Source organism: Rathayibacter sp. VKM Ac-2856 (genome assembly GCF_013205055.1).
Lineage (GTDB): Bacteria > Actinomycetota > Actinomycetes > Actinomycetales > Microbacteriaceae > Rathayibacter.
Window position 1 is genome coordinate 454,932 of sequence record NZ_JABMLF010000001.1, and the last position, 15,291, is coordinate 470,222.

Consider the following 15,291-nt stretch of genomic DNA (forward strand, 5'->3'; position numbering starts at 1 on the left):
GAGCGATCAGCTCCGAGCGCCCCCATCCAGGCATCATCACCACCGACGCGGTGCCGCCCATATCGAACCGGAGAACCATGACCGTCGCCGACCGCCTCCCCGCCAAGCCCGCCCTCGAGGGCCTCGAGAGCAAGTGGGGCCTCGTCTGGCAGACGGACGGCACCTACCGTTTCGATCGCACCGGGCTCGCCCGCGAGGACGTCTACTCCATCGACACCCCGCCGCCGACGGCGTCCGGCTCGCTGCACATCGGGCACGTCTTCTCCTACACGCACACCGACGTCGTCGCGCGCTTCCAGCGCATGCGCGGCAAGAGCGTCTTCTACCCGATGGGCTGGGACGACAACGGCCTGCCCACCGAGCGCCGCGTGCAGAACTACTACGGCGTGCGCTGCGACCCGACGCTCCCCTACACCCCCGACTTCGTCCCTCCGTTCGAGGGCGGCGACAACAAGAGCAGCAAGGCGGCCGACCAGAAGCCGATCTCGCGCCGCAACTTCATCGAGCTCTGCGAGCGGCTCACCGTCGAGGACGAGAAGCAGTTCGAGGACCTCTGGCGCACCCTCGGCCTCTCGGTCGACTGGACCCAGAGCTACCGCACCATCGGCGAGGAGTCGCAGGCCGCCTCCCAGCGCGCGTTCCTGCGCAATCTCGCCCGCGGCGAGGCCTACCAGGCGCAGGCGCCCACGCTCTGGGACATCACCTTCCGCACCGCGGTCGCGCAGGCCGAGCTGGAGGACAAGGACCAGCCCGGCGCCTACCACCGGATCGGCTTCCACCGCGACGGCGCGGAGGACGTCTTCATCGAGACCACCCGCCCCGAGCTGCTCCCCGCCTGCGTCGCCCTCGTCGCGCACCCGGACGACGAGCGCTACCAGGCGCTCTTCGGCAGCACCGTGCGCACCCCGCTCTTCGACGTCGAGGTGCCGGTGCTCGCGCACCACCTCGCGCAGAAGGACAAGGGCTCGGGCATCGCGATGATCTGCACCTTCGGCGACCTGACCGACGTGGTGTGGTGGCGCGAGCTCGACCTGCCCAACCGCGCCGTCATCGGCTTCGACGGCCGCCTGATCTCCGAGGCGCCCGCCGCGATCGAGAGCGAGGCCGGCCGCGCCGCCTACGCGCAGCTGGCCGGCAAGACCGTGTTCTCGGCGAAGCAGACCGTGGTCGCGCTCCTCACCGAGTCGGGCGAGATGGTCGGCGAGCCCCGCCCGATCGTGCACCCGGTCAAGTTCTTCGAGAAGGGCGACAAGCCGCTCGAGATCGTGTCGACCCGCCAGTGGTACATCGTCAACGGCGCCCGCGACGCCGCGCTGAAGGAGCGCCTGCTCGAGCTCGGCCGCGACGTGCGGTTCGTGCCCGAGTTCATGCGCGTGCGCTACGAGAACTGGGTGAACGGCCTCGCCGGCGACTGGCTGATCTCGCGCCAGCGCTTCTTCGGCGTGCCGATCCCGGTCTGGTACCCGCTCGACGGCGACGGCAACCCGGTGTTCGACGCGCCGATCGTGCCCGACGAGTCGGCGCTGCCCGTCGACCCGTCCTCGGACGCGGCTCCCGGCTACTCGGAGGACCAGCGCGGCGTCGCCGGCGGCTTCCAGGGCGAGCTCGACGTGATGGACACCTGGGCGACCTCGTCGCTCACCCCGCAGCTCGCCGGCGGCTGGGAGCGCGACGACGAGCTCTGGCAGCTCGTGGCGCCCTACGACCTGCGCCCGCAGGGTCAGGACATCATCCGCACCTGGCTGTTCTCGACCCTGCTCCGCTCGCAGCTCGAGGACGGCCGCGCGCCGTGGAGCACCGCCACCGTCTCCGGCTTCATCGTCGACCCGGACCGCAAGAAGATGTCGAAGTCGAAGGGCAACGTCGTCACCCCGGCCGGGATGCTCGAGCAGCACGGCTCGGACGCGGTGCGCTACTGGGCCGCGTCCTCGCGCCTGGGCACCGACGCGGCGTTCGACCCGCAGAACCCGACGCAGATCAAGATCGGCCGCCGCCTGGCGATCAAGGTCCTCAACGCGGCGAAGTTCATCCACGGCTTCCCGCTGCCCGAGGGCGCCGAGGTGACCGACCCGCTGGACCTGAGCATGCTCGCCGCCCTCGACGGCGTGGTGGCCGACGCGACGACCGCGCTGGAGAACTACGACCACGCCCGCGCGCTCGAGACGACCGAGGCGTTCTTCTGGACGTTCTGCGACGACTACCTGGAGCTCGTGAAGGAGCGCGCCTACGGCGAGGACGGCGCCTCCGCGGCCGCCGCCCTGCACCGGGCCCTCGACGTGCTGCAGCGGCTCTTCGCGCCGTTCATCCCGTTCGCGGTCGAGGAGACCTGGTCCTGGTCGCACGAGGGCTCGGTGCACGTGCAGCCCTGGCCGGAGCAGGGCGCGCTGGGCGGCGACCCGGCGGTCCTCGCCGCCGCGAGCACGGTCCTCACCGCGATCCGCCGCGCGAAGACGGATGCGAAGGCCTCGCAGAAGACGCCGGCCCGCTCGGCGGTCGTGACCGCGCCTGCCGAGCTCGTCGCGTCGCTGCGGCTCGCCGCGGGCGACCTCGCCGCCGTCGGCCGCATCGCCACGCTCGACTTCGCCGAGGGCGACGCGCTCGCCGTGCGGATCGAGCTCGAGACCGAGCCGACCGCCTGACATCCCCGGGAGCGGGCGCAGGCCCGCTCCCGCCCTTCCCTCGAGAGGACCACCACCATGCAGCTCGGAACACGCTGGCCTGTCGGCGGGGACACGCCGACCACCCTGCCGGAGATCGTCGTCACCGCCGTCCGCGACGTGGAGGGCGAGCTCGCCACCGCGGGGACGGACACCGGGAACTGGCGCTGGACGCTCACCTGGCTCGAGGGCAAGCCTGTCCTCGAGCTGGACGACGGCACGACCATCACCTACCGCCCGGACGAGGACGCCGCCTACATCACCCAGCCCCAGGGCCGGGTCGAGGGCGAGGACGACGACTGGGGCTGACGCTCCGGTCCGCGTAGTCGGGCGGGTGGATCTCGATACGCCCGCTGCGCGGGCTACTCGATCAGCATGGAGGAGCCTGCCGCGCGGGCTGCTCGACCGGCTCGACCGGGTCGTCACCGCGCGAGCGGTGTCCGGTCCATGCTGGTCGAGTAGCCCCGCAGGGGCGTATCGAGACCCGCCGACGCGACGCGAGCACGACGAGCGTGCCGGTCCCCCGCGCCTAGGCTCGCAGGATGAGCACCTCCGCCGCCGTCGCCGTCCTCCTCGAGCCGAGCGGCCTGCCGCACGGGCTGCCGGACTTCGCCGCCGTCGATCCGGAGGCCTACCGCCCCGCGTTCGACGAGGCGCTGCGCCGCCACCGGGCGGAGATCGAGGCGATCGCCTCCTCCCCCGACGAGCCGACCGTCGAGAACACGCTGGTCGCCCTCGAGCGCTCGGGCCGTGAGCTGCGCCGGGTCAGCGGGGTCTTCTTCACCGTCGCCGCGTCCGACCGCACTCCCCTGACCGACGCCGTGGAGGAGGAGCTCGCTCCCCTGCTCGCCGCGCACGACGACGCGATCACCCTCGATCCGCGCCTGTCGGCCCGAGTCCGCGCCCTGGCTGACCGCGCCGCCGAGCTCGCCCTGGACGACGAGACCGCGTACCTGCTCGAGCGCGTGCTCCTGCGCTTCGAGCGCGCCGGCGCGCTCCTCGACGACGACGGCAAGTCGCGGCTCAGCGCACTGAACGAGCAGCTCTCCAGCCTCACCACGCGGTTCGACAAGAAACTGCTCGCCGACACCAACGAGCGGGCCGTGCTTCTGGCGCACCCCGAGGAGCTCGACGGGCTCGACGCCTCCGAGGTCTCCGCCGCCGCCCGGGCCGCGGCCGACCGGGGCGTCGACGGCTTCCTGGTGACCCTCCCGCTCTACTCCGGGCACCCGTGGCTCGCCCGGCTGCACGACCGCTCCGTCCGCGAGCGGATCCTGCGCGCCTCGCTCGGCCGCGCCGGCGAGGGCGGACCGCACGACAACCGCGAGCTCCTGCTCGACATCGTCGCCCTGCGCGCTGAGCGGGCCGCACTGCTGGGCTTCTCCTCGCACGCGGAGTTCGTGATCTCCGGCCAGACGGCCGGCACCCCCGAGCGCGTGCGCGCTCTCCTCGAGGAGCTGGCCGTGCCGGCCGCCCGCAACGCCCGCGCCGAGCTGCAGCAGATGCAGGAGCAGGCGGATGCGGAGCAGGACGCGGCGGGGCAGCCGCGCTTCGCGCTCGAGGCCTGGGATCGCGCCTACTACGAGGAGCGCGTCCGCGCCGCCCGCTACTCCGTCGACTCCAGTGCCCTGCGGCCGTACTTCGAGCTCGAGCGCGTCCTGCACGAGGGCGTCTTCGCCGCCGCCACCGGGCTCTACGGCATCGGCTTCACGGAGCGGACCGACCTGGTCGGGCACAGCGCGCACGTGCGCGTCTTCGAGGTCGCCGAGGAGGACGGCACGCCCCTCGGCCTCTTCCTCTTCGACCCCTTCACGCGCGACTCGAAGCGGGGCGGCGCCTGGATGAACTCGCTGCGGACGCGGACGACGCTCCTCGGCGACTCCGCCGTCGTCGTGAACACCCTCAACATCTCCGCACCGGGCGAGGGCGAGCCCGCGCTCCTCAGCTTCGACGAGGTCGAGACGCTCTTCCACGAGTTCGGGCACGCGCTGCACGGGCTCTTCGCGACCACGCGCTACCCCCGCTTCGGCGGCACGAGCGTGTTCCGCGACTTCGTCGAGTTCCCCAGCCAGGTCAACGAGATGTGGATCCGGCACCCGGAGCTCCTGCCCGCCTACGCCCGCCGCATCGACACCGGCGAGCCGCTGCCGACCGCCGTGATCGAGCGGCTCGAGGCAGCAGCGCTGTGGGGCGAGGGCTTCGCGACGACCGAGTACCTCGCGGCCGCGCTGCTCGACCTGGCCTGGCACGAGACGCCGGCCTCGGCGCCCCGGGTCGACGTCACCGCCTTCGAGGCGGGAGCACTGGACGCCGCCGGACTGCTGATCTCCGCCGTCCCGCCGCGCTACCGCAGCACCTTCTTCAAGCACGTGTTCTCGGGCGGCTACTCGGCGGGCTACTACTCCTACATCTGGAGCGAGATCCTCGACGCCGACACGGTCGAGTGGTTCGCCGAGAACGGCGGGCTCGACCGCGCGGCCGGCGAGCGGTTCCGGCGGCGGATCCTCGAGATCGGCGGCTCGCGCGATCCGCTCGTCGCCTATCGCGAGTTCCGCGGTCGCGATGCGCGCACCGAGCCGCTGCTGCGGCGCCGCGGTCTCGCCTAGCCGGGCGCGAGGAGCACCGTCCCGCTGACAGGCCGCGCAATGGCGGCCCTCGTCGGGTCAGCCATGCCGGGCGGCCCGGCGCGGACGCAGCCAGGCCAGGACGATCAGTCCCACCACGAGGCCCCAGAACGCGGAGCCGATGCCGGCGACCGCGATGCCCGACGCCGTGACGAGCAGGGTCGCCGCCGCGGGCAGGCGCAGGCGCGCGTCCTCGACCGCGGCCTGGACCGACGACACGAACACGCCGAGCAGAGCCAGCCCCGCGACCGCCTCGATCAGCAGCGGGCTCGCCGACGAGACGAGCGCCGCGGCGGCCCCGGCGACGGCGCCGAGCACGAGGTAGGAGGCGCCCGCCGACACCGAGGCGATCCAGCGCCGCTCCGGCTCCGGGGACGCCTCCGGCCCCGCGGTGAGAGCCGCGCTCAGCGCCGCGTAGTTGACGGGCACTCCCCCGAACACCGCGGAGACGCCCGACGCGAACCCGGTCGAGACGATCGCCGGGCGCGAGTGCGTCTCGAAGCCGAAGCTCGACAGCACGGCGATCCCCGGGATGTTCTGCCCCGCCATCGTGACGACGTAGAGCGGCAGGCCGATGCCGACGATCGCGCCGATCTCGAAGACCGGGGGCACGAACTCGGGCACCGGCAGCAGCGGCGCTCCCGCCAGCGCCGCGCCGTCCGTGACGAGCAGCAGCACGATCGCGAGGGCGATCGACGCCGGCACCGCCCAGCGCGGCAGGAGGCGCAGCAGGATCAGCCAGAGCGCGATGACCGGCAGCGCGAGCAGCGGGATGGCGACGGCGGCCCGCACCGGCGCGAGCACGAGCGGGAAGAGGATGCCCGCGAGCATCGCGTTGGCGAGCGGCCGCGGGATCCGCGCCACGAGCCTCCCGAGGGCCGGCCACAGACCGGTCACCACGATCAGCGCCGACGCGACGAGGAAGGCGCCGACCGCACGATCGAAGCCGCCCGGCAGCGTCGCGGTGGCGGCGAGCAGCGCGGCGCCCGGGGTGCTCCAGGCGAAGGTCATCGGCACGCGGTAGCGCAGGCTCAGGACGATGCAGAGCACGCCCTGCAGCACGCAGACGGCGAGGAGGCCGGACGCCGCCTGCGCGTCGGTCGCGCCGACGGCGACGACCCCCGCAAGGACGATCGCGAACGAGGACGAGAAGCCGGTGAGCGCGGCGACGATCCCGGCGAGGAGCGGCTGGACGATGGGAGTGCCTCCGGTCGCTGATCCGCCCGGAGAACGACCCCGGTGGGCGCATCGGCGACGCGCTCCGCCAGAGTAGGGAACCCCGCCTCGGCCGAGCGCCGGAACTCCGGGCCAATCCGCGCGAACTGGTCGCGCGCCGCGTCAGTCCGCAGCGTCAGAGCACGAAGCTCAGGCGCTCTTCTCCTGGCGGCGCGGCGCGTGAGGCACGATCGTCGGCGCGGCGTTGTCGAGCACGGCGGCGCGGGTGACGACCACGCGGGCCACCTCCTCAGAGGACGGGACCTCGAACATGATCGGCCCGAGCACCTCCTCGAGGATGGCGCGGAGGCCGCGGGCACCGGTCTGCCGGAGGACGGCCAGGTCGGCGATCGCCTCGAGCGCCCCGCGGTCGAACTCGAGCTCGACGCCGTCGATCTCGAACATCCGCTGGTACTGCTTCACCAGCGCGTTGCGCGGCTCGGTCAGGATCTGCATCAGCGCGACCTGGTCGAGCTGGGTGACCGTCGTGACCACGGGGAGGCGACCGATGAACTCCGGGATCAGACCGAACTTGTGCAGGTCCTCGGGGAGGACCTCGCTGAAGATGTTGATCTCGTCCTGCTTGTTGTGCAGCGGGGCGCCGAAGCCGATGCCGCGCTTGCCGGCGCGCGAGGAGATGATGTCCTCCAGGCCGGCGAAGGCGCCCGCCACGATGAACAGCACGTTCGTCGTGTCGATCTGGATGAACTCCTGGTGCGGGTGCTTGCGCCCGCCCTGCGGCGGCACCGAGGCGACGGTGCCCTCGAGGATCTTGAGCAGCGCCTGCTGCACGCCCTCGCCCGAGACGTCGCGGGTGATGGAGGGGTTCTCGGCCTTGCGGGCGATCTTGTCGACCTCGTCGATGTAGATGATGCCGGTCTCGGCGCGCTTGACGTCGTAGTCCGCGGCCTGGATGAGCTTGAGGAGGATGTTCTCGACGTCCTCGCCGACGTAGCCCGCCTCGGTCAGCGCGGTCGCGTCGGCCACCGCGAACGGGACGTTCAGCCGCTTGGCGAGCGTCTGCGCCAGGTAGGTCTTGCCGCAGCCGGTCGGGCCGATCAGCAGGATGTTGCTCTTGGCGATCTCGATCTCGTCGTGGATCGCATCCGCGGCGGTGATGGTGTTGCGCACCCGCACGCGCTTGTAGTGGTTGTAGACCGCGACGGCGAGGGCGCGCTTGGCCTGCTCCTGGCCGATCACGTACTCCTCGAGGAAACCGAAGATCTCCTTCGGCTTCGGGAGGTCGAACTCGTGGCTCGTCTCCTCGCTCGACTCGGAGAGGCGCTCCTCGATGATCTCGTTGCACAGCTCGACGCACTCGTCGCAGATGTAGACGCCGGGACCGGCGATGAGCTGCTGGACCTGCTTCTGGCTCTTGCCGCAGAACGAGCACTTCAGCAGGTCGGCGCTTTCGCCAATACGTGCCACGGGGATGCCCCACTTCCTTGTCGTGCGTCGGTCTTGTCGTGCCTCGGTCGTGTCGCGCGTCGATTCCGGCGGATTCCACGGCCCTCGGGCGACGGTGCCCCCGGGCGACTCGCAGAGCGCCGACGGTCATGCGGAACCACCGAACTCGTGTCCGAGCCTAGCCGCTGAGGAGAGAGGGCTCGGCAGGCGGGCCGGATCGGCGGGCCATTGCCTCCCGCGTGTCGGTTTGCTACGTGACGGGGGCGCGGATCGGCCCCCGGCACGCGGAAGGGCCGGGCGGCGGATCGCTCCGCCTCCCGGCCCTTCGACGATCGGTCGGTCTCCCGGCCTAGACCGTGAGGGCGGGAACGCCCTTGCGGCTGGTCAGGATCTGGTCGATCAGTCCGTACTCGAGCGCGTCGTCGGCGCCGAGGATCTTGTCGCGGTCGATGTCCTTCTTGACCTGCTCCGGGGAGCGGTTGGAGTGGAAGGACAGCGTCTTCTCGAGCCACTCGCGCATGCGCATGATCTCGGCGGCCTGGATCTCGATGTCCGAGGCCTGGCCCCCGCCCTGCTGCACGGCGGGCTGGTGGATGAGGATCCGCGCGTTCGGCAGCGCCAGGCGCTTGCCCGGTGTGCCGGCGGCGGTGAGCACCGCTGCGGCCGACGCGGCCTGACCGAGGACGACCGTCTGGATGTGCGGGCGGATGTACTGCATCGTGTCGTAGATCGCCGTCATCGCGGTGAAGGAGCCACCGGGCGAGTTGATGTACATCACGATGTCGCGGTCCGGGTCCTGGCTCTCGAGCACGAGGAGCTGGGCCATGATGTCGTCCGCCGACGCGTCGTCGACCTGCACGCCGAGGAAGATGATGCGGTCCTCGAAGAGCTTCGCGTAGGGGTCCTGGCGCTTGTAGCCGTAGGCCGTGCGCTCCTCGAACGTGGGGAGGATGTAGCGGGAGGAGGGCGCGGCTCCGGAGCCGAAGGCCGTCCCGCCGAAGGTGGGTGTGTTCATTGTCTCTTCCTGATCTCTCGGCGCGTCGGTGGCTCAGCTGTCGGTGGCGGTTCCGCCGCCGCCGGCGACGTCGGTCGCCGAGGAGCGGATGTGGTCGACGAAGCCGTAGGCGAGTGCCTCCTCGGCACTGAACCAGCGGTCGCGGTCGCCGTCCTCGTTGACCTGCTCGACGGTCTTGCCGGTCGCCTTCGCGGTGATCTCGGCGAGGCGCTTCTTCATGTCGAGGATGAGCTGCGCCTGGGTCTGGATGTCGGACGCGGTGCCGCCGAACCCGCCGTGCGGCTGGTGCAGCAGGACGCGGGCGTTCGGCGTGATGTAGCGCTTGCCCTGGGTCCCCGCGGTGAGCAGGAGCTGACCCATGGACGCCGCCATGCCGATGCCGACCGTGACGATGTCGTTCGGGACGAACTGCATCGTGTCGTAGATCGCCATTCCCGCGGTGATCGAGCCGCCGGGCGAGTTGATGTACAGGAAGATGTCCTTCTCGGCGTCCTCGGCCGCGAGGAGCAGGAGCTTCGCTGCGATCTCGTTCGCGTTCTCGTCGCGCACCTCAGAACCGAGCCAGATGATCCGGTCCTTGAGCAGGCGGTCGAAAACACTGTTGGGCATCGCCATATCGGCCATGTGTCGCTCCGTTTCAGTTGTCGCTTCGGAGGCGAATCTATCGGACGGCACCCGGGCGACTCCGCCGTGTTCGCCGGGGGCGGAGCCGGAGCGGTCCGTGTTCGCCGGGGGCGGACTCGGGCCCGGACGACGAGAGCCGCCCCCGGTGATCCGGGAGCGGCTCTGGTCGTTCTGCGTCGAGGACTACTCGGCGGCCGGGGTCTCCTCGGCGGCCGGAGCCTTCTTCTTCGCGGGGGCGCGCTTCTTCTTGGGGGCCGGAGCGGGCTCCTCGGCGACGACGGGCTCCTCGGCGGCGGCGGGCGCCTCCTCGGCGACGGCCTCCTCGACGGCCTCGGCGGCGGGAGCGTCGACCTCGGCGGTCGCGGCCTCGTCGGCCGCGGCGTCGTCGGTCGCGGTCTCGTCGGCGTCGTCACCGGGCACGGCGGTGAAGGCGGTCAGATCGACGGCCTTGCCCTCGGTGTCGGTGACCTTCGCCTTGCCGAGAACGATCGCGAGCGCCTTGTTGCGGGCGACCTCGCCGACCATCTGGCCGATCTGGTTGTTCTCGGACAGGATCTTGATGAACTCGTTCGGCTCCATGCCGTACTGCGCCGCACCCTGGATGAGGTACTGCGTGAGCTCGTCCTGGCTGACCTGGACCTTCTCCTGCTCGACGACGTGGTCGAGGAGGATCTGGGTCTTGAAGGTCTTCTCGCTCGCCTCGGTGACCTCGGCGCGGTGCTCGGCGTCCTCGAGGCGGTTCTCGCCCTCGAGGTGGCGGTGCACCTCGTCCTCGACGAGCGAGGCGGGGACGGGGACCTCGACGAGTCCCAGGAGGGCCTCGACGAGCTTCTCGCGCGCCTGCCCGCCCTGACCGAAGGTCTTCTGCTGGGCGGCCTGCTCCTTGAGCGAGTCGCGCAGCTCGGCGATGGTGTCGAACTCGCTGGCGATCTGCGCGAAGTCGTCGTCGGCGTCGGGGAGCTCGCGCTCCTTGACGGCGGTGAGCGCGACGGCGATCTCGGCCTGCTGGCCGGCGTGGTCGCCACCGAGCAGCGGCGCGGTGAAGGTGGTGCTCTCACCGGCGGTGAGCGACTCGAGCGCCTCGTCGATGCCCTCGATCAGCTCGCCCGAGCCGAGCTCGTAGGAGATGGCGTTCGCGGTGTCGACCTCGACGCCGTCGATGGTGGCGACCAGGTCGATCTGCGCGAAGTCGCCGGTGGTGGCGGGGCGGTCGACCGTGACGAGCGTGCCGAAGCGGCTGCGCAGCTTGTCGAGCTCGGCGTCGACGTCGGCGTCGGTCACCTCGGCCGCATCGACCGTGAGCTCGAGGCCGTCGTAGTCCGGGACGGTGATCTCGGGGCGGACGTCGACCTCGATGGCGAGCTCGAGGTCGCCGGTGAAGTCCTTGTCGCTCGGCCAGGCGACGATGTCGGCCTGCGGGCGGCCCAGCGGGCGCACCTCGGTCTCGCGGACGGCCTCGCGATAGAACCCGTCGAGCCCCTCGTTGACCGCGTGCTCGAGTACGGCGGCCTTGCCGACCCGCTGGTCGACGATCGCCGGCGGGACCTTGCCCTTGCGGAAGCCGGGGACGTTGATCTGCTCGGCGATGTGGCCGTAGGCGTGGGTGATGCTGGGGCCGAGCTCGTCCGGGGTGACCGAAATCGCGAGCTTGACGCGGGTCGGGCTCAGCTTTTCTACCGTGGTCTTCACGTGAGGGGATCTCCTGTGCTGGTTGGTGTCGGCGCCGTGTGACCGGTCGTCACGGGTCGATGTCGTCACGATGAGTACTCGTGGTCGGGGCGACAGGATTCGAACCTGCGACCTCCCGCTCCCAAAGCGGGCGCTCTAGCCAAGCTGAGCTACGCCCCGGTTGCGCGGGCTGTGCACCGTGCCGATGAGGACTCTCGTCGAGCCCTTCCTGCACGGTCACTGGCGCGACACGCCGAAATGGCCTTCGCAAGTGTACTGCACCGCACTCCTGCGGCCGGAACACGCTCGCGCGGCGCGCGGGGTGCCCGACGTCGCCGCCGCTTCCCGTCGTGTACTACAGTGTCCTGGTGCCCGGTCGAGACGACGGGCCCCGCTCGCGAGAGCGGCCCGAGGCGGGGTGCGGAAGCACCGGAGCCGCCGATTCGGGGCTGTAGCTTAGTGGTAAAGCCTCTGTCTTCCAAACAGATGATGCGAGTTCGATTCTCGTCAGCCCCTCCATACTTCTCACTCCGCTCTCCGCCTATATCCGGCGGATCGAGCGCATCCCCGGTGGCCTCTGCCGCTGGTGACCGGGCGCGCCGGGATCCGCGGTCCCGCCGACGACGGCCCGAGGCCGACGCGGCGGTGACCGCGGATCCCGATGCGTTCGGGAGCCTGCCGCCCGATCGGCGGCCTAGCGGACCGTGACCGGGACCGGGGCGCTCGTCCCGGTGTTGCCGGCGGCGTCCGACGCCTTCGCCACCACCTGGTGCTCGCCCTTCGGGAAGCCCTTGGTCGAGACGGTCAGCCTCCAGGTGCCGTCGGCGGCCTGCTTGGCCGTGCCGATCCGGGTGCTGCCCGTCCAGAACACGAGCGCCGTGGTGTCTGCGTCCGCGACCGCGATCAGGGTGGTCGTCCCGACGACGGTGCTGCCCGCGGTCGGGCTGGTGATCCGCGACGACGGTGCCGACGTGTCGCGGGCGGGGGTCGGCGTGGGCGTGCGCGTGGGGGTCGGCGCTGCCGTGGCGGTGGGGGTCGGCGCCGGTGTGGCGGTGGGCGTCGGCGTCGCAGTGGGCGTCGGCGTCGGGGTCGGCGTCGGCGTCGGCGTCGGCGTGGAGGAGGGCGACGCCGTCGGTGTCGCACTCGGAGCAGCGGTAGCGGTCGGCGTGGCAGCCGGTGTCGCGATCGGCGCAGTGGTGGCCGCGGGCGTCGGCGTGGCGGTCGGCGTCGGCGTGGCGGTCGGCGCCGGCGCGGCGCTCGGCGCCGCAGTCGCAGTCGGCAGTGGTGTCGGCGTGGCGCTCGGCGTCGGGGTCGCGTCCGGCGCGGCCCAGGCCGGCACGGGCTCCGGGCCCCAGAGGATGTCGGCGATCATGGCCTGCCCGCGGACGTTGGGGTGGAAGTAGTCGACGGTCGAGACGATGTCGACGGGGACGGTCGCAGCAGTGAAGGCGCCGTCGTCCCAGACGCAGCGGGGGCCGACGGCCGAGCACGCGGAGGCGAGGGAGTCGTTGAACTGCTGGGTGCGCAGGGCGGCGGCCGCGACGGCCGCGGTGTAGGCGTCGCCGGTCTGCACGACGTTGTCGGCCGTGGCGCCGCGGGTGGTCCGGCAGAGCCGGTTCGCCGGCCAGCCCGCCTCCGCGGGGCTGCCGCGCAGGCCTGCCCACTCGGACGCGATGTCCGGCATCGAGCCGAGGAGGACGGTCGCCTCGGGCCAGGTCGAGCCGATCTGCCGGAGCAGGCTCGACGCCGACGAGGCGAAGGAGGCGGCGGGGGTCATCGCGTAGCCGTCTGCCGCGGCGGTGAGGTCGGGGTGGCACAGGTCGTTGCCGCCGATGAGGAGGGTCACGACGTCGGGGTCGGCGCCCGCGGTGGCCGCGGCCGTCACCGTCGAGGCCACGGCGGCGATCCGGCTGCCCGACTTCGCGTAGTTCGACGTGGTGACGACGCTTCCGGGATTCACCTCCTGCAGCCGGGTGGCGATCGACCGCACGGTGCTGGCGGAGCCGGTCGACCAGGAGTTGATCGGGCAGTCGGCCCGCGTGCCGCAGCTCGAGGCACCGCGGGTGATCGAGTCGCCGAAGGAGGCGACCGAGAGGGTGGGGACGGGCTCGGCGGCCGCGGCGGGGGTCGCGGCGCCGCCGACGAGCAGGAGCACGAGGAGGGGGACGAGGGTGGACAGAGGGGAACGGCGGGCCGGGCGCGGGGGCATGACACTGCTCTCGTGGGGCGACGGGGCGCCGCGGACGACGAGCACCGCGACGGGCGCGGGCTCGGTCCGGGCGGCCGAGGGACGGGGAGGGGAAAGGACCCGATCCCATCCGTGAGGAGTCGACCGCGTGGCCTGCTCCGTCCGGCGGGGCCGGCTGATCCGAGCTTGGCCGACCGGTGGCGGGCGCACGGTGGCGTGACGGGTCCGTCGGGCCCCCCATTGGTGAGGCGCCGGGCGGCTCGAATCCTTCGGCACCTCGATCCGCCCGCTCACGCCGAGGACCGGCGCGCCCCGGGTGGGCGTCGCCGACCGGGAGGGGTCAGCGGACCGTGACGGTGATCGCGTCGCTCGTCCCGGTGTTGCCCGCCCGATCGACGGCGGTGGCCACCAGCTCGTGCTGGCCGCGGGGGAAGCCGCGCGTCGAGACGGTCAGCGACCAGGCGCCGTTCGCGGCAGGCTTCGCCGAGCCGAGGCGGACGCCCTCGCTGGAGAAGACGACCGAGGCGGAGTCGGCGTCCGAGACGGCGGTCAGCGAGGCCCTCCCCGTTACGGCGCCGCCGTCGACCGGGCCGGTGATCCGCACGGTCGGAGCGGTCGTGTCCTTCACGGCGACCGGCGTCCGGCGGGAGGACGGTGCTGCGGGGGATGCGGGAGCGGGACGAGCGGACGCCGCGGGCGTCGGCGCCCGGCGGGCCGTGGACGGCGCAGGCGTGGTGGTCGGTGCCGGCGTGACGGTCGGTGCGGGCGCGACGGTCGGTGCCGGCGCGACGGTCGGTGCCGTGCTGGTCGCCGCCGGAGTCGCTCCCGTCGGAACGCGAGCGGAGCCGAGGCGAGCGGCCCAGGCCGGCACCGCGTCGGGGCCCCAGAAGACCCCGGCGATCAGTGCCTGGCCCTGCACGTTCGGGTGGAAGGAGTCGACGCTCGAGACGATCTCGGGTCGGATCGTCGTCCTGCCGAGGGCGCCGCCGTCCCAGACGCAGTGCGGGCCGACCGCGGCGCAGGCGGACGCGAGGGCGGCGTCGTACTGCTGCGAGCGCTCGGCCGCGGCCGCCACCGTGGCGGTGGAGGCATCGCCGGTCTGCACGACGTTGTCCGCCAGCGCCCCGCGGGTCGTCCGGCACAGCTTGTTCGCGGGCCAGATCCTCCCGCCGGCGCCGGTCCGGACCGCGTCCCATTCGGACGCGACGTCCGGGACCGAGCCGACGAGGACGGTGGCGTCCGGCCACGCCGCGCTGATCCGCTGGAGCGCGGTCGTCGCGGAGGCGGCGAAGGACTCGGCGGACGTCATCGCGTAGCCGTCGGCTCCCGCTCGGAGGTCGGGGTGGCACAGGTCGTTGCCGCCGATCAGCAGGGTCACGACGTCGGGTCGAGCCCCCGCTGCCGCTGCCGCCATCACCGCGGCGGCGACGCCGGAGACGCGGCTGCCGGACTTCGCGTAGTTCGACGCCGTGACCGTGCGATCCGGGTCCAGCTCCTGCAGGCGGGTCGCGATGGAGTGCACGGCGGGTGCGGAGCCGGTCGCCCAGGAGTTGACCGGGCAGTCCCCCCGTCCGCCGCAGGTCGTGGCGGCGCGCGTGATCGAGTCGCCGAAGGAGGCGACGGAGAGCGCGGGCGACTCCGCCGCCGACGCGGACGGCGCGGCAGCGACCCCGGCGAGCAGCAGTGCGGTGAGGGCGATCGTGGACAGGCGGGAACGGAGTGACATGGCTCATCTCAGGGCGGTGAGGAAGGAGGGCCGAGCGGGATCGGTGGATCCTCGGCTCGATCGGTCGAACGACCACGGAACCGACGACCGTGTGCGGCGGCGGAACCTCGTGGTGAACGGTAATTCCGCCCCTCCGCCGCGCTCCATCAACTGGCACGGATCAATCA

The 15,291-nt window shown here is 72.3% G+C and carries 10 protein-coding genes and 2 tRNA genes; 4 read left to right on the forward strand and 8 right to left on the reverse strand.

Features of this window, described 5'->3' with window-relative positions:
- Positions 1-77: 77 nt before the first annotated feature.
- The 3 genes from valS (at position 78) to HQQ82_RS02110 (ending at position 5,263) form a co-directional block, all read left to right on the forward strand.
- Positions 78-2,639, forward strand: coding sequence for a valine--tRNA ligase (valS, locus tag HQQ82_RS02100; protein ID WP_173231438.1), 2,562 nt, complete (start codon positions 78-80; stop codon positions 2,637-2,639).
- Between the two features lie 57 nt (positions 2,640-2,696).
- Complete coding sequence (locus HQQ82_RS02105) at positions 2,697-2,966, forward strand: hypothetical protein (protein WP_173231439.1); 270 nt, start codon at positions 2,697-2,699, stop codon at positions 2,964-2,966.
- Positions 2,967-3,199: 233 nt separating this feature from the next.
- Positions 3,200-5,263: a M3 family metallopeptidase gene (locus HQQ82_RS02110; RefSeq protein ID WP_173231440.1), complete on the forward strand. Its 2,064-nt coding sequence runs from the start codon at positions 3,200-3,202 to the stop codon at positions 5,261-5,263.
- 57 nt (positions 5,264-5,320) lie between these two features.
- Here HQQ82_RS02110 and HQQ82_RS02115 read toward each other — a convergent pair whose 3' ends face one another.
- From HQQ82_RS02115 to HQQ82_RS02140, 6 genes are all read right to left on the reverse strand, one after another.
- Positions 5,321-6,478, reverse strand: a complete 1,158-nt coding sequence (locus tag HQQ82_RS02115) for a benzoate/H(+) symporter BenE family transporter (protein ID WP_173232284.1) — start codon at positions 6,476-6,478, stop codon at positions 5,321-5,323.
- Positions 6,479-6,646: 168 nt separating this feature from the next.
- Positions 6,647-7,924 carry an ATP-dependent Clp protease ATP-binding subunit ClpX gene (clpX, locus tag HQQ82_RS02120; RefSeq protein WP_173231441.1) on the reverse strand — a complete coding sequence of 426 codons (1,278 nt, stop codon included), beginning with the start codon at positions 7,922-7,924 and terminating at the stop codon, positions 6,647-6,649.
- A gap of 328 nt (positions 7,925-8,252) precedes the next feature.
- Positions 8,253-8,918 carry an ATP-dependent Clp protease proteolytic subunit gene (locus HQQ82_RS02125; protein ID WP_123445811.1) on the reverse strand — a complete coding sequence of 222 codons (666 nt, stop codon included), beginning with the start codon at positions 8,916-8,918 and terminating at the stop codon, positions 8,253-8,255.
- Between the two features lie 33 nt (positions 8,919-8,951).
- Positions 8,952-9,593 carry an ATP-dependent Clp protease proteolytic subunit gene (locus tag HQQ82_RS02130; protein WP_260300538.1) on the reverse strand — a complete coding sequence of 214 codons (642 nt, stop codon included), beginning with the start codon at positions 9,591-9,593 and terminating at the stop codon, positions 8,952-8,954.
- A 132-nt stretch (positions 9,594-9,725) separates the two neighbouring features.
- On the reverse strand, positions 9,726-11,231 hold the full coding sequence (gene tig / locus HQQ82_RS02135) for a trigger factor (RefSeq protein WP_173231442.1): 1,506 nt from the start codon (positions 11,229-11,231) through the stop codon (positions 9,726-9,728).
- An 81-nt stretch (positions 11,232-11,312) separates the two neighbouring features.
- Positions 11,313-11,390, reverse strand: a tRNA-Pro gene (locus tag HQQ82_RS02140).
- Positions 11,391-11,655: 265 nt separating this feature from the next.
- Here HQQ82_RS02140 and HQQ82_RS02145 point away from each other — a divergent pair.
- Positions 11,656-11,729: transfer RNA gene (locus HQQ82_RS02145), tRNA-Gly, on the forward strand.
- Positions 11,730-11,904: 175 nt separating this feature from the next.
- Here the strand turns inward: HQQ82_RS02145 and HQQ82_RS02155 are convergent.
- Positions 11,905-13,419 (reverse strand): GDSL-type esterase/lipase family protein, encoded by a 1,515-nt coding sequence (locus tag HQQ82_RS02155; RefSeq protein ID WP_173231443.1) that lies wholly within the window; start codon positions 13,417-13,419, stop codon positions 11,905-11,907.
- Between the two features lie 319 nt (positions 13,420-13,738).
- Positions 13,739-15,124 carry a GDSL-type esterase/lipase family protein gene (locus HQQ82_RS02160; protein WP_173231444.1) on the reverse strand — a complete coding sequence of 462 codons (1,386 nt, stop codon included), beginning with the start codon at positions 15,122-15,124 and terminating at the stop codon, positions 13,739-13,741.
- Positions 15,125-15,291: the final 167 nt, after the last annotated feature.

Coding starts and splice junctions, on each gene's coding strand:
- HQQ82_RS02160 (WP_173231444.1), bottom strand. CDS start 15,124: ATGTCACTCCGTTCCCGCCTGTCCACGATCGCCCTCACCGCACTGCTG.
- HQQ82_RS02105 (WP_173231439.1), top strand. CDS start 2,697: ATGCAGCTCGGAACACGCTGGCCTGTCGGCGGGGACACGCCGACCACC.
- HQQ82_RS02110 (WP_173231440.1), top strand. CDS start 3,200: ATGAGCACCTCCGCCGCCGTCGCCGTCCTCCTCGAGCCGAGCGGCCTG.
- HQQ82_RS02155 (WP_173231443.1), bottom strand. CDS start 13,419: ATGCCCCCGCGCCCGGCCCGCCGTTCCCCTCTGTCCACCCTCGTCCCC.
- valS (WP_173231438.1), top strand. CDS start 78: ATGACCGTCGCCGACCGCCTCCCCGCCAAGCCCGCCCTCGAGGGCCTC.
- HQQ82_RS02125 (WP_123445811.1), bottom strand. CDS start 8,918: ATGAACACACCCACCTTCGGCGGGACGGCCTTCGGCTCCGGAGCCGCG.